The 13,547-nt window shown below is 66.7% G+C and carries 13 protein-coding genes; 7 read left to right on the forward strand and 6 right to left on the reverse strand.

Going from position 1 to position 13,547, the window contains the following annotated elements:
• Positions 1–2: 2 nt before the first annotated feature.
• The 3 genes from AC4ELH_RS17895 to AC4ELH_RS17905 form a co-directional block, all read right to left on the reverse strand.
• Positions 3–1,067, reverse strand: a complete 1,065-nt coding sequence (locus tag AC4ELH_RS17895) for a hypothetical protein (protein WP_498885745.1) — start codon at positions 1,065–1,067, stop codon at positions 3–5.
• Positions 1,068–1,259: 192 nt separating this feature from the next.
• On the reverse strand, positions 1,260–1,580 hold the full coding sequence (locus AC4ELH_RS17900; RefSeq protein ID WP_498885747.1) for a hypothetical protein: 321 nt from the start codon (positions 1,578–1,580) through the stop codon (positions 1,260–1,262).
• Between the two features lie 139 nt (positions 1,581–1,719).
• A complete protein-coding gene (locus AC4ELH_RS17905) occupies positions 1,720–3,369 on the reverse strand; it encodes an acyl-CoA synthetase (protein ID WP_498885749.1) in 1,650 nt (549 codons plus the stop codon).
• A 152-nt stretch (positions 3,370–3,521) separates the two neighbouring features.
• On the opposite strand from AC4ELH_RS17905, the gene AC4ELH_RS17910 reads away from it, so the two are divergent.
• Genes AC4ELH_RS17910 through AC4ELH_RS17920 form a run of 3 tightly spaced genes read left to right on the forward strand, consistent with a single transcriptional unit; the run spans position 3,522 to position 6,403 of the window.
• Positions 3,522–4,571 (forward strand): ABC transporter permease, encoded by a 1,050-nt coding sequence (locus tag AC4ELH_RS17910; protein WP_064956982.1) that lies wholly within the window; start codon positions 3,522–3,524, stop codon positions 4,569–4,571.
• Between the two features lies 1 nt (position 4,572).
• Positions 4,573–5,568 (forward strand): ABC transporter ATP-binding protein, encoded by a 996-nt coding sequence (locus AC4ELH_RS17915; RefSeq protein ID WP_498885751.1) that lies wholly within the window; start codon positions 4,573–4,575, stop codon positions 5,566–5,568.
• A gap of 1 nt (position 5,569) precedes the next feature.
• Positions 5,570–6,403, forward strand: coding sequence for an NYN domain-containing protein (locus tag AC4ELH_RS17920; protein WP_418008517.1), 834 nt, complete (start codon positions 5,570–5,572; stop codon positions 6,401–6,403).
• Here AC4ELH_RS17920 and AC4ELH_RS17925 read toward each other — a convergent pair.
• Both AC4ELH_RS17925 and AC4ELH_RS17930 read right to left on the reverse strand, forming a co-directional pair.
• Positions 6,390–7,475 carry a galactokinase gene (locus AC4ELH_RS17925; RefSeq protein WP_498885754.1) on the reverse strand — a complete coding sequence of 362 codons (1,086 nt, stop codon included), beginning with the start codon at positions 7,473–7,475 and terminating at the stop codon, positions 6,390–6,392. The genes AC4ELH_RS17920 and AC4ELH_RS17925 overlap by 14 nt on opposite strands.
• Entirely contained in the window at positions 7,475–8,509 is a 1,035-nt protein-coding gene (locus tag AC4ELH_RS17930; protein ID WP_498885755.1) for a patatin-like phospholipase family protein, read from the reverse strand. The genes AC4ELH_RS17925 and AC4ELH_RS17930 overlap by 1 nt, the downstream gene beginning before the upstream one ends.
• A 131-nt stretch (positions 8,510–8,640) precedes the next feature.
• Here AC4ELH_RS17930 and AC4ELH_RS17935 point away from each other — a divergent pair, with 131 nt between their 5' ends.
• The 4 genes from AC4ELH_RS17935 to AC4ELH_RS17950 are packed head-to-tail and all read left to right on the forward strand — an operon-like array spanning position 8,641 to position 12,120.
• Positions 8,641–9,813 (forward strand): FAD-binding domain, encoded by a 1,173-nt coding sequence (locus AC4ELH_RS17935; RefSeq protein WP_498885757.1) that lies wholly within the window; start codon positions 8,641–8,643, stop codon positions 9,811–9,813.
• Between the two features lie 47 nt (positions 9,814–9,860).
• Positions 9,861–10,772 (forward strand): hypothetical protein, encoded by a 912-nt coding sequence (locus AC4ELH_RS17940; protein ID WP_498885759.1) that lies wholly within the window; start codon positions 9,861–9,863, stop codon positions 10,770–10,772.
• On the forward strand, positions 10,769–11,497 hold the full coding sequence (locus AC4ELH_RS17945; RefSeq protein WP_498885761.1) for a hypothetical protein: 729 nt from the start codon (positions 10,769–10,771) through the stop codon (positions 11,495–11,497). Before AC4ELH_RS17940 ends, AC4ELH_RS17945 begins: the two co-directional genes overlap by 4 nt.
• Entirely contained in the window at positions 11,497–12,120 is a 624-nt protein-coding gene (locus AC4ELH_RS17950) for an Rv0361 family membrane protein (RefSeq protein WP_498885763.1), read from the forward strand. The genes AC4ELH_RS17945 and AC4ELH_RS17950 overlap by 1 nt, the downstream gene beginning before the upstream one ends.
• A 4-nt stretch (positions 12,121–12,124) precedes the next feature.
• Here the strand turns inward: AC4ELH_RS17950 and AC4ELH_RS17955 are convergent, their stop codons facing one another.
• Positions 12,125–13,477: a cytochrome P450 gene (locus tag AC4ELH_RS17955; RefSeq protein ID WP_498885765.1), complete on the reverse strand. Its 1,353-nt coding sequence runs from the start codon at positions 13,475–13,477 to the stop codon at positions 12,125–12,127.
• Between the last annotated feature and the right edge of the window lie 70 nt (positions 13,478–13,547).

The raw sequence follows: 13,547 nt of genomic DNA on the forward strand, positions 1-13,547 counted from the left end.
GCTCAGCCCGCCCGCTGGACTGCCCTCAGTGCCGCTTCCTTCGCGCTGCCAGCGCAGTTCCCTGCGGTAGGTGCGCTCACTCGCACCGTGACGATCGGAGTTGACGCGACCAGGTCGGCAGCCCCGGTTCCCACGGTCACCGGTTCAATATTGAGGTTGGTTTTGGCGATCACGTAACAGTCTGGACCCGAAGACCCACCGACGTCGAACAGTGTCACGCCGTCCTGCTCGCTACGTTGCGACTCTGGACTCCACGGCATCTTGACAATGTCATCGGACCACTTGACCAGTCCGTATTTGGCTACGGCCGTGGCGGGTTCGCCGGCGGCCGGATCGAGTTGGAGTTCGCACACACCGGGATGCCGCCACGTCGTCGGCCACTGCGCTTCGGGTTTGGGTTCCCACCATTCGAAGCCCACCGCGTGAAGGTCCGCCGCTGCCGCACACGGATCTGCGGTCAGAAACCGTGTCGCAGTTGAAGACTTATCAGTGTGCACCGGGACGCCGTTGGCTTCGACGTGTGCCGCGATCTCACCCGCGACCGCCCCACCGAGCTCGCACAGCTCGGTGTCCTCAGAGTTCCGCCGCCCGTCTGTCACATCCACCGCAGACACCTCCATCACCGGATCCCGCATAGACTCGGGTGCGCCGGTGAGGCCGGCCAGTGGCAGAGGAACCCGAAACGTGCAGCCCGGTGGCGTCGTCCCCAGGACACCCGGATGCGCTGGATCGGAACTGAACTGGCTGTCGTTCCACCGGACTTCGCCCGGTCGGACCAGAAGTTCGAGCCCCGCCTTGGTAGCCGGGAAGCCAACCGTGCACCCCTCACCACCGAGTGTCGCGATAGGCGAATTCGCACCGGTTTCGATCCAGGACACCGAGGAATATGTGTAACTGAAGTCCGTGTGGCCGTTGCCTTCCAGGGTTTTCCGGTCGACGAAGCCGCACGGATCGATCTGACGAAGCGCATACAGCTCGGCCAGATGGTCGCGGTCGGTCGGCGTGAGGTCGAGTCCGTAGGTCTCACCCGTCCCCGGAAAGAAGACCTTCGATTGATCCGGCGGCATCGGCGCTTCCGTCCGGGGGCCGCACGCCGTCATCGATACCCCGAATGCCAACAGCACGGACGTACACATCATCGCTCGCAACATCTAGGCCCCCGGTTCCGTCGTCAACCAGACTAAGGCGAGCCGGCCTACCGCCCATGCAGCGATTTTTGGGGCTCGAAGCGACGGCTTCGAGCCCCAAAAGTCACCGCGTCACGGGCACTTTTCCGTGTCGATGCGCACCACCCCGAAGTCGATCTTGGTCGAAGTACCGAACGTCGACCCGGGCGGCGGTGTCGAGCTGCACACCTGCCAATTGCGGTCGCTGATCTGGGCCCGGCCCTTCCCGGTCAGATCTGTCGAGCTGCTGAACCACACCTCACCGTGCGTCAGCGACTGGATCGCATCCTGTGCGCCCTGCAGATCCATCCCGATCAGATTCGGCATGGTCCACGACGGCGACGCCACCGCCGCCGGACTCGCCGCCAGAGCGACGGCCACCAGACCGACGACTGCCACCGATACACGCTTCATATCAACCTCCTGTTTGAAGTGAACCGCGCATCGTCGCACCAGCCACCGACAAGGCAGCTCCCGTCGACGCGCCCTGCGGCAGGAGAGGAGTCTCACGGACGGTGCCTGTGACGAGCGTGATGAGACCCACGCACGGACATCAGGTATCGATGACCATCTCGACGAGCACCCGTCGCAGCAGCTTGCCGGTGGCGTTGCGCGGCAGTTCGTCGACGAACACCACATCGCGGGGCACCTTGTGCCGGGCCAGGTTGTTCTTCACATGCAGCTTGATCTCGGCCGCGTCCGGGGTGGCACCAGGCTCGGCAACGATGAAGGCCCGCAACCGTTTTCCGAACTCGACATCATCCACACCGACCACTGCCACCTCGGCGATGTCGTCGCGTTCCTCGAGCAGGTTCTCCACTTCCTGCGGGAAGACGTTCTCACCACCGGAGACAATCATGTCGTCGTCGCGGCCGTCGACGAACAGCAGTCCGTTCTCGTCGAAATGACCCATGTCGCCGCTGGACATGTAGCCGTCGATGATCTGCTTCGTTCGACCATCGGTATAGCCCTGAAACGGCGCACCGTTGCGGATGAAAATCCGGCCGCGGCGGTTGGCGCCTTCTACCCGCTGATCGTTCTCGTCGTAGAGCACCACCTCACAGGTCACCGGGGCCCGCCCCGCAGTTCCTGGAGCAGCCCGCAGTTCGGCCGGCGTGGCGATGGTGGCGATCGCGCACTCCGTGGAGCCGTACATGTTGTACAGCACATCGCCGAACGCATCCTGGACCCGAGTGGACAACTCCGGGCTCAGCGCGGACCCGGCGATCAGGATCACCTTCAGCGCCGACGTGTCGTACCTGGCGAGCACCTCGGGGCCCAGTTCGACCATCCGGTGCAGCATCGTCGGCACCGCGACCAGCATGTCGGCTCGGTGCTCGGCCATCAGCTTCAGCGTGCCCTCGGCGTTGAACCGTCGCGCCGTCACCACCTTGTTGCCCAAGGCAGCACCCACCAAGTAGGTGGCCCAGCCGGTGCTGTGGAAGATCGGTGAGACGATCACCATGGTTCCCTTGCGCGGGAACGGAACTCGATCGACGATCTGCGCGGTCGCGAACGGGGACACGGCGTCACGCGGGGCGCCCTTCGGCAGACCGGTGGTGCCACTGGTCAGGATGACCGACCCTCCGGGCTTGCTCGGCGGGGGCAGCGGTCCGGTCGGGTTCGCGGCCACGATCTCGTCGATTGTCTGTGCGCCGTCGGGTAACTCGACGTCGTCGTCGACCCAGGTCAGTATCCGCGGAAGCTCGGCAGGGAGCGCGTCGAGCAGTCCGAGGAACTCGCTGTCGTGCATCACCACGCTGACGCCCTCGCGCGCACATACCTCCGCGAACTGCGGTTTGGCGAAGCCGGTGTTCATCAGCACCAGTCGCACACCGAGTTTGCCGCAGCCGGCCATCGCGACGATCAGGCCGCGGTGATCCCGGCACAGCAGCCCGACAACGGAGCCTTCCTTGAGCCCCAGACCTTGCAGGCCATGTGCCAGCGCCCATGACTGGTCGTCGACCTGCTTATAAGTCAAGGTTCCGCGTTCGTCGACCACCGCAGGCAGGTCGGCGTACCGGCGCCCGCCCTGAATCGCCATGGTGGCCTGCGGCCCGTACAGCCCGGCAAGTTTGGCGCTGCGCACCGCCGCGCCGATGTCCAGTGGCTCGATGATGCCCCGGTCGACGAGCCGCGCCACCGCATGCCCCGACTCGATGATCTGACCCAGCTTTTGCCGAACTTCGGCTATTGCCTGCATACCTCTGCCCCTCGCCGATTTCGCTGGACAGTAGCAGTGCGCGGGGCGTCCGTCACCGGTACGAAACCGCACCCCCCACACCAAATGCCCCAATAACCGCCACCAGCAACATCCACCTCGGTAACGTCGGCAGAGATGCGGAGGGCACCGACGTGTTGATGGCGGCGTTACGCGATCTGCAATGGCGGCGACGGCGATTCCTGATCGCCGCCGTCGGCACCGGCCTGGTCTTTGCCATGACGTTGGTGTTGACGGGCCTGGCCCATGGTTTCCGAGTCGAGGCCGAACGCAGCGTCGACGCCCTGGGCCTGGACGCATACATGATCAAAGCGGGTGCGGCTGGCCCGTTCCTCGGCTCGGCACCGCTGCCGCTCACCGACGTTCAGCGTGCCGCCCGGCTGCCCGGCGTCACCACCGCCGTCCCGCTCGTCTACGGCTCCTCGACCATCCCCAACAACGGCACCCCGCGCAACGTCAACGTGTTCGGGGTGCCCGAGGCAGGGCCGGGCACGCCGGCGCTGAAGGAGGGCCGGGCCGCGCGCGCCACCGACGAGGTCGCGGTCTCTACGACGATGAACCAGCCGATCGGCTCCGATGTCGCGGTCGGCGCGGCGAAACTGCGCGTCGTCGGCCTGGTCGACGACCTCACCGCACTGGCCGCCCAGGACAACATCTACCTGTCGGTCCCCGGCGCCCAATTGCTGCTGTTCTCCGGGCAGAAGCTGATCTCCTCGGTCGGCATCGTCGGCAACCCGGGCCCACCGCCCCCGGAATTCCGGATCGTCGACCGGTCCGGCGCCATCGACGACATGGTGCGTCCGCTGCGGGGCGCCAACCAGGCGATGAGCCTGATGGCCGGCCTGCTGTGGGCGGTCGCGGTGCTGATCGTCGGCTCGGTGATCTACCTGTCGGCGCTGGAACGCACGCGCGACTTCGCGGTGTTCAAGGCCGTCGGCGTGGCCAGCCGCTCCATCATGGCCGGCCTGGCGATGCAGGCCGTGACGGTGGCGCTGCTGGCCGCGGTGCTGGGCGCTGGGCTTTCCTTGCTGCTCGGACCGCTCTTCCCGATGCGTTGTGACGTGCCGACCGTGGCATTCGTCGCGCTACCGATCGTCGCTGTCGCGGTGGGCCTGCTGGCCAGCGTGGCCGGACTGCGTCGCGCCGTGAACGTCGACCCCGCACTGGCATTCCGAGGTCCCTGATATGGCAGATCTGATGGTCAAAGACCTCGTCGTGGAATACTCCAGCGGCGGTTACGCAGTACGCCCGATCGACGGCCTCGACCTCGAAGTCCCCGCCGGATCGCTGTCAATTCTGTTGGGCCCCAGTGGTTGCGGGAAGACCACGCTCCTGTCATGCCTCGGCGGGATCCTCAAACCGACTGCGGGCCGTATCGAGTTCGGCGACATCGACGTGACCACGCTCGACAAGAAGACGCTCTCGGACTACCGGCGCGACACCGTCGGCATCGTGTTCCAGGCCTTCAACCTGGTGCCCAGCCTGACGGCGCTGGAGAACGTGATGGTGCCCCTGCGCGCCGCGGGCCGGACCCGGCGTGAAGCCCGCGAACGCGCCACCGAATTGCTCACCCGCGTCAACCTTGAGAGCCGATTGCACCACCGCCCCGGCGATCTCAGCGGCGGGCAGCAGCAACGCGTCGCGGTTGCCCGGGCGATCGCGCTCGATCCGCCGCTGATCCTGGCCGATGAGCCGACCGCCCACCTCGATTTCATTCAGGTCGAGGAAGTGCTGCGGCTCATCCGTGAGCTCGCCAGCGGCGACCACGTGGTCGTCGTCGCCACCCACGACACCCGCATCCTGCCGCTGGCCGACCACGTGGTCGAGCTCGTCCCGCATGTCGCCGTCGAGCATCAGAACACCGAGACCGTGACCATCGAAGCCGGCGAAGTACTGTTCTCCCAGGGTGAGATGGGCGACCTGATCTTCATCATTACCGACGGTGACATCGAACTGGCCCGCGAATTGGCCAGCGGCGGTGAAGAAGTCATCAAGGTCGTCGGCCCCGGCGACTACTTCGGGGAGATGGGGCCATTGTTCAGCTTGCCCCGGTCTGCCACCGCCCGCGCGAAAACCGACGCGACCGTCGTCGGGTACACCGTCCAGGAGTTCCGCGAATTGCTCGGCCCTACCGGCGCCCGTAACCTGATCGGGCAACCCGAATCCGAGGCCGAGGACTGAGATGACCGAACTCGACACCCGCGTCGCGGTGTACCTCGACTTCGACAACATCGTGATCTCCCGCTACGACCAGGTCAACGGCCGCAACTCATTTCAGAAGGACAAGGCGAAGGGCCTGGAGGCCGACAAGCTCACCAAGGCCACCGTCGACGTCGCCGCCATCCTGGACTTCGCCTCCTCCTTCGGCACCCTGGTGCTCACCCGCGCCTACGCGGACTGGTCAGCCGACGTCAACGCCGGGTACCGCGAACAGCTCGTCGGCCGCGCCGTCGATCTGGTGCAGCTCTTCCCCACCGCCGCCTACAGCAAGAACGGCGCCGACATCCGGTTGGCCGTCGACGCGGTCGAAGACATGTTCCGGCTGCCCGACCTCACCCACGTGGTGATCGTGGCCGGCGACTCCGACTACATCCCGCTGGCCCAGCGCTGCAAACGCCTGGGCCGCTACGTCGTCGGCATCGGAGTGGCCGGCTCCTCGAGCCGGATGCTGGCCGCCGCGTGCGACGAGTTCGTGGTCTACGACGCCCTGCCCGGCATCCCCACGCCGGCCCCAGAGCCGGAACCCAAGCAGCAGAGGCGGACCCGCAAGAAGGAAGAGCCCGACCCGCAGGCCCAGGCCACCGCGCTGCTGACCCGTGCGCTGCAGATCGGCCTGGAGAAGGACGACGTCGAGTGGCTGCACAACTCGGCGGTCAAGGGTCAGATGAAGCGGATGGACCCGTCGTTCAGTGAGAAGTCGTTGGGCTTCAAGTCTTTCAGCGACTTCCTGCGGTCACGTTCCGATGTCGTCGAGTTGGATGAGAGTTCGACGACGCGCATGGTCAAGTTGAAGTAGCCGGCCCCGCACCACTGCCCGCGCGCGTCCTGGTAATGCCCGGCTCCGGATAGCCGGCCTCTCGCACCGCTCGCGACACCGCTTCGCCGACCGTGTCCGCCTGCTCCCCCGGCACCAGCGCGATGACGCAGCCACCGAACCCTCCGCCGGTCATCCGCGCTCCCAGTGCGCCGGCTTGCACGGCGGTCGCCGCGATCAGATCGAGGTGTGGTGTGGTGATCTCGAAGTCGTCGCGCATCGAGGCGTGCGATGCGTTCCACAACGCACCGACCGCCGCGAAATCCGACGATGCCAGCGCGGCAACGCAATCGAGCACACGCTGGTTCTCGGTCAGCACATGACGGGCCCGACGGGCATCAACTTCGGCGATCCTCTGCAGTGCAGACGGGTCGGCCTCCCGGAGCGAGGCCACCCCGAGCGCGGCGGCGGCCCGCTCACACGATGCTCGCCGGGCCGCGTACTCGCCACCGGCGTGCGTGTGCCGGGCCCGCGAGTCGATCACCAGCAGTGCCACGCCGGACGCGTCGGGATCGAAATGCACCGCTTGCACAGAGACGTCGCGGAAATCGATCAGCAGGGCCTGCCTGGATTCACCGTACAGCGACGCCAGCTGGTCGAGCAGTCCCGTTGGCGCACCGACGTACTCGTTCTCGGCCTGCTGGGCGATGTAGGCCTGCTCGACGCGATCGAGATCGACACCGACGGCGGCGAGCAACGCGCCGAGCACCGCGCATTCCAGCGCTGCCGACGACGACAGCCCCGACCCTGTCTCCACCTCACTCGTGATCGTCATCGTCCCGCCCGGCGCCGCGATCCCGGCATTCAGCAGCGCCCACACCACCCCGGCGACGTAGGCCGCCCAGCCGGTGACCTGCCCGGGCACGGTATCCAGACCGATCCGCACCGGCCCGCCACCCGACGAACTCGATACCGACAACACGCCGGAGGGGTCCGGGTCGAAGCTCACAAAGGTCCGCTGCGGCAGCGCAATCGGCAGCGCGAGACCCTGGTTGTAGTCGGTGTGCTCGCCGATCAGATTGACCCGGCCCGGGGCGGAGTACCTGATTCGCACTAGCGCGGATCCACCTGGTGGGCCCGGCGGAAGCGGTCCAGGTAGGCGGGCCAGTCCCAGGTGGACAGGAACTCCGTCGTCGCCGCATATCCCTTGTCGTAGAGCGCCTCGGCCTCGTTACGGGTGATGTCGAAGTCCAGCACCCCGACATCGGTCGAATCCACCTGGACCGCACGCACCTTCACCCACGGCAGGCTCAGATGGGCCTGGTCGTGACCGACCAGCATGGTGGTGAGCAGGCTTTCCAGGAAGGTCGGCTCGCCGCAGCGCAACATCCCCAACCCGGGGATGAGCTGCTCGGCAGATGGCGCCGGTAGATACGGCACCACCGTCACCCCGAAGGTCGGCCAGCGCGGCTCGGCGCCGTCGGGTCGGTCGAACGAGTCGATCGGGAAGTTCGACAGCACGCCGCCGTCCACCAGCGTGCACGGCTCGCCGGCCGCGGTGTTCAGCGTGACCGGATGGAACAGGAACGGAATCGACATGGAGGCGCGCACGGCGTCGGCGACCAGCTGCTCGTCGGGGTCGAGCCCGTACACCCGCTGGTAGTCCCAGGGCAGACGCACCAGTTGCCCCGTCGTCACGTCGGTCACCGTGACCACAAACCGGTAGCGCCGTTCCGGAAGCAGATGATCATCGTCGATCGCCAGATCACCGAAAGTCTTGACGCCCAGGTTCTTCAGCTCGCTGCGTATCCAGTCGTATGCGAAATCCCCGCGATAGATACCCGTCTCACGCAGCAGCCCCCACGCCGTTCCCAGCACCGGGATGCGCTCGATCGGCCCGCTGTCGCGAAACTTGCGGTAGGGCACGTTCAACGCCAGCTCGCGCAGCTGCGCACTGGTCAGTTCGTTACGTTGCTCGGCCGCAGCCACCACGGCGCCGACCAGTGAGCCGGCCGAGGTTCCGGAGATCCGTTCGATCGCATACCCGGCGTCCTTGAGTGCAACGACGGCACCCACCAGGCCGATGCCCTTCACCCCGCCGCCGGAAAGCACAAGGTCGGCACGGTGCGGGGAACGTTTCGCAGCCATGCCTCCAGCTTGGCATGCGAGTCTGACGCTCGGCTGGACATCGGGGTGCTGGTTGACCTGGTCTGCGCTCTCGCCAGCCTCGTCAACGGCACGGCTCAGCACGCCGCCCCCACGAGTAGCCTCGAATCATCATGCGGATAGCCATCAGTGGAGCCGGGGTCGCCGGGGCGGCGCTCGCGCATTGGTTGCATCGCACCGGCCACAACCCGACGCTGATCGAACGGGCGCCGGCGTTTCGGACCGGCGGCTACATGATCGACTTCTGGGGCATCGGCTACCGGGTCACCCGAAAGATGGGCATCGAATCCGCCATCCGCGACGCGGGCTATGACGTGGAGTCGGTGCGCTCGCTCGGACCCGACGGCGCGACCCGTGCCGAACTCCGCGTCGACGTGTTCCGCCGTATGGTCGGCAACGACTACACAAGCCTGCCCCGCGGCGACCTGGCCGCCGCCATCTACCGCACCGTCGAGGACTCCGTGTCGACGGTGTTCGACGACAGCATCACCCGCATCGACCAGCGACCCGGCGGGGTGCGGGTGGCCTTCGACAAGAACCCGGCCGACGATTTCGACCTCGTCATCGGCGCCGACGGGCTGCACTCCAACGTGCGCCGCCTGGTGTTCGGACCCGAGGACCGGTTCGAGCACTACCTGGGCTGCAAGGTGGCCGCCTGTGTGGTCGACGGCTACGGCGGCGGGACTTCGGATACCTATCTCACGTACAGCGTTCCGGGGCGCCAGATCGGGCAGTTCACCTTGCGCGGGAATCGCACCATGTTCCTGTTCGTATTCCGCGACCAGCACGACGACCGCGGTATGACACCAAAAGAGCAGTTACACAACCAGTTCGACGATGCCGGATGGGAATCGCGACAGATCCTGGCCGCCGTGGACACGGTCGACGATCTCTACTTCGACGTGGTCAGCCAGATCCGCATGGACCGCTGGTCGAACGACCGGGTATTGCTGATCGGCGATGCGGCAGGCTGCATCTCGCTGCTCGGCGGCGAGGGCACCGGGCTGGCGATCACCGAGGCATACGCCCTGGCCGGGGAACTCGCCCGCGCCGGCGACGATCACCGCCGCGCCTTCCAGAACTACGAGTCGCTGTTGCGGCCCTTCATCGAGAGCAAGCAGGCCGGAGCCGAACGGATGCTCGGTTTCTTCGCCACCAGGACCCGATTCGGGTTGTGGTTCCGCGATGTCGCGCTGCGCGCGATGAACCTGGGACGCCCGATAGCGGGGCTGTTCGCCGGCAGTGTGCGCGACGACCTCGATTTGCCCGACTACCCAATCATGTGAGCAGTAGGGTTGCTACCACTAGTTTCACCGGGGGGAGGGTCGGTGCCGTGCGTAGCCAGTCACACAACAACAGGAAGGGCCCGTCGTGGTGGGCCCGGCGCGGCGGAGCAGCGCTGGCCGCGGCGGTCCTCATCGCGAGTGGCGGTGCGGCGAGCGCGCACGCAGACCCCCTCGCCGACTCCTGCCCCATCCAGGTGTCGGCCAGCCAGGCCGTCGAGGCCAAGATCGACAGCCACAACGCCATACCGCACCATTTCATCGTGCCGCGACAGCAGGCCGAAGCCAATGCATATGACGAAGAGGCAGCCCGACTCAATGCCGAGAAGGACGCGGCGAACGCGAATCTCGCCTCTTGCGCCGCAGCCACCTCACGCCTCGCCGCCGGCGGAAAGACCCGCGTACCTCTTGCGACGACTGTGCAGAAGATGAAGCAGGCGCAGGATCGGCTGGGCCAGCTGAAGCCGCCCGTGCTGCCGAACATCCGCGGCAACGCGAAGACCGCGGTCTGGGAGCCGGGCCGGGAGCTATACGACGTGTTGCGCAAAACCTCGCCAGATCAGGAGGCGCTGGGCGACATCCCGTTGCAGGGTGAGGGCTGGCCAGAGGCAGGGTCACCGGATCCCGCCTACCCGTCCGGCAGCGGCGTGATGATCGGCACCAACGGCAACGGCACCCCGAAGGTCGAGCCCGACCACATCGTGCCGCTGGCCCGGCTGTTCTACATTCCGGGATTCATCAAGCTCCCTCCGCAGTACATGTATCAAGTGGCGCATTCGCCGCTGAACATGCAGTGGCTGTCACGAAAGGCCAACCGGTCCAAGCAGGCCGGCGAGGCCGCTGTGGTGACCGGAGCAGATCCAGATTGGATCGACAAGCAACAAGAGCTGGAACTCGAGACAGTCACCGAGCTGACCGAAATCACCAAGCAGATCCTCGATAGTCTGGGTATCCCGATATGAGCGTCAGCGACGACGAGATCGACGAACAGTTCCGCCGCGACTCGGCCGTATCCCGACTAGGACCCGAGCAGCGGGAGATGGTCCCTGCGTCGTGGCTACCGGTGTTCGACGCAGCCGATCCGAGCGTGCGTGCGGTGGCGGCGCTGTCGCTGTGGACCGACGGCGCGCGCACATTGGTCCCGCGATTTTGGGGGGTGCTGCAAGAGTTCCTGGTCGACGCATGGGTGGGCCAGCGCGATGACCGTCCAGTGCTCGTCTATGTCGTCGAGTTTGTCTTCCGTTTCGCCGACGTGGGGTATGAGCAGACCCAGCGCACCGTGGCCGTATGGGTCGGCGAGCCGCCGACGGCGAAGGCGGTCGCGCGGTATCCGGAGCTGTGGTCGGCGGCGCCGGTCGCGCTGGTCGATTTCTATCGCACAGTCCATGGCTCGTTCACCGTGCCCGATGGGCAGTCCTTTGGCTTGATGGCCGTGGGCGCGATGCCAACCCTGGCGGAGGCGGTGTCCGACGGCGACCCCGACGACGTCCCAGAGTGGGATGAGGGGCCGGCGGCTGACCGGTTGCTGATGGTCACTCGGACTTACAGCGGCCTGCGCTTGTGTCTGTCCCCAGATGTGCCGCCCGGCATGGGCGTCCAGGTATACCGCTACGACGATCCTGACCCGCCAGGTGAGTTCGCAGAGCAACTCGACGCTCTCCTACTCGTCCGATTCGAGGTGGAATGATGTCCCAGCCTCCGCAGCCGCCGATCTTCGGCGGCCCGCCTGGTCCGTATGGTCCTCCCGGTCAGTTCGGCGGCCCTGGTCAGTTCGGGGGCCCTGGTCCGTTCGGCGGACCTGGACCGTTCGGCGGCCCCGGTCCGTACGGTCCCCCAGGTCAGTTCGGCACCCCCGGACCATACGGTCCTCCCGGGGCACCGCAGCTGGCCTACTACCCGATGGGCGCTCCCCCCGCGAAGAAGTCGCGCAAGTGGTTGCTGATCGGCGCTCCTGTTGTGGCCGTGGTCCTCATCGCAGCCGGGCTCACCGCGTTTTTCGTGTTCCACAAGTCCGACAAGGAACTGATCACCAACGCCACCTACTCGTTTGCCGACGCGATCAACCGCGACGACATGTCCGCGGCGGCCGCGCTGATGTGCGCCGACCGGGCACACAGCCTGCAGGACACCGACGATGCCGACTCGCATTCGGCGCCAGACGAACAGCCGCAGGAACGCGGTTTCACCGTGACCAATGTGACGGTCAACGGTGATAGTGCCGCCGCGACGCTCACGTTCGACAAGACCGGCACGACCCGCCAACTGGACTTCCAAAAAGAGGGCGGGGCTTGGAAAGTCTGCGGCGAATAGTGGACTAACCTTCCCCCGCCAGCGACGCGTGAGCAGCGCCGGCGGACGTCACCTCCCTCAGCGCCCGCACACAGATCCGCGCCCCACGGTTCGGGACCAGCGTGACGTGTTTGACGCGCTGCCCTTCGTCGGCCGCGGTGGTGGTGAAAAGGTCCACCCGGCGCAGGATTTCGCGTAGCACCACCCGTAGCTCGACCGTCGCGAACGTCGCGCCCAGGCAACGACGGTTGCCGCCGCCGAACGGGAACCACGTGGTGGGCCCCAGTGTCGCGCCGAGCATCCGGTCCGGGTCGAATTTGTCGGCGTCGGGATACACGTCGTCGCGTTCGTGCACCAGGCCGATACCCGGGGCCACCATCACCCCGGCCGGCAGGCGGTGACCGGCCACATCCACCGGCTGTTTCAGCACGCGCCCAACGTCGAACACCACCGGCCGGATCCGCAGGATTTCCTTGGCCACGGCGTCGAGGTATTCGTCGTCGCCGGTACGGGCGGCCTGCACCGCCTTGTCCAGCACCGCGGGATGTCGGGTCAGCCGCTCCAACGCCCACGACAACGCCGTCGCCGTCGTCTCATGCCCGGCCACCAGCAAGGTCATCAGCTGATCGCGCAGCTCACGGTCGGTCATGGTGTGCCCGCGCTCATCGGTGGAACGCACCAGCATGGCCAGCACATCGGTGCGGGACGCCAGCTCAGGATCGGCGCGCCGCTCGGCGATCTCCGCACCCAACAGCCGGTTGGCCTCTTCGATATTTCGCCGCAGCGCCCGCCACGGGCGTCGCTGCATCAGGGCCGGCCGGGCGACCGCCATCAACTCCCACGGACCCACCGTGAGCAGCCGCGGCATCACCTCACGCAACGCCGCCAGCCGAGCGGGATCCGACGCCCCGATCACGGTTCGCAGGATCACCTCCAGGGTGATCTCGGCCATCTTCGGTGCCGCCGGGAACGCGGTTCCCACCGGCCAACCTGCGATGTTTTCCGCGGCGATCTCGGCCATGACCTCAGTCTGGCGGGCTACGGCGTCGCGGTGAAACGGCGGCAGCATCTGCCGACGGCGTTCGTGGTGTTCGTCCTCGTCGATCACCAGCACCGAGCTGTCGCCGAGCAACGCGCTGAGCACCGAATTCGCTTCCCCGGCATGAAAAATCGTGGGATCTCCGGCGAACACCACCTTGATGTCGGCAGGGTCCGCCAGGTACACCATCGTGCCCATCGCCGCGACCCGCAGCGTGAACACGTCGCCGTAGCGGCGTCGGCAGGCCGAGACGAAACGCGGCCAGTAGTGCATCATCAACGCGGCCTGTACCACCCGGGGCAACGGTGGCCCCGGCGGTAGTGACGCGGAACCGCCCATAACCCCACCATACGAGCCGGCGGCGGCAAGCCAAAGGCCCGGACGCCGGCTTGCGTCCGGGCCTTGCCTC

The sequence above is a fragment of the Mycobacterium shunyiense genome (genome assembly GCF_058270075.1).

Bases quoted from the DNA above. Each gene is read 5' to 3' on its own strand.
- AC4ELH_RS17895 (WP_498885745.1), bottom strand. From the start codon at position 1,067: ATGCCGCCGGATCAATCGAAGGTCTTCTTTCCGGGGACGGGTGAGACC.
- AC4ELH_RS17905 (WP_498885749.1), bottom strand. From the start codon at position 3,369: ATGCAGGCAATAGCCGAAGTTCGGCAAAAGCTGGGTCAGATCATCGAG.
- AC4ELH_RS17920 (WP_418008517.1), top strand. From the start codon at position 5,570: ATGACCGAACTCGACACCCGCGTCGCGGTGTACCTCGACTTCGACAAC.
- AC4ELH_RS17930 (WP_498885755.1), bottom strand. From the start codon at position 8,509: ATGGCTGCGAAACGTTCCCCGCACCGTGCCGACCTTGTGCTTTCCGGC.
- AC4ELH_RS17900 (WP_498885747.1), bottom strand. From the start codon at position 1,580: ATGAAGCGTGTATCGGTGGCAGTCGTCGGTCTGGTGGCCGTCGCTCTG.
- AC4ELH_RS17915 (WP_498885751.1), top strand. From the start codon at position 4,573: ATGGCAGATCTGATGGTCAAAGACCTCGTCGTGGAATACTCCAGCGGC.
- AC4ELH_RS17945 (WP_498885761.1), top strand. From the start codon at position 10,769: ATGAGCGTCAGCGACGACGAGATCGACGAACAGTTCCGCCGCGACTCG.
- AC4ELH_RS17935 (WP_498885757.1), top strand. From the start codon at position 8,641: ATGCGGATAGCCATCAGTGGAGCCGGGGTCGCCGGGGCGGCGCTCGCG.
- AC4ELH_RS17950 (WP_498885763.1), top strand. From the start codon at position 11,497: ATGTCCCAGCCTCCGCAGCCGCCGATCTTCGGCGGCCCGCCTGGTCCG.
- AC4ELH_RS17955 (WP_498885765.1), bottom strand. From the start codon at position 13,477: ATGGGCGGTTCCGCGTCACTACCGCCGGGGCCACCGTTGCCCCGGGTG.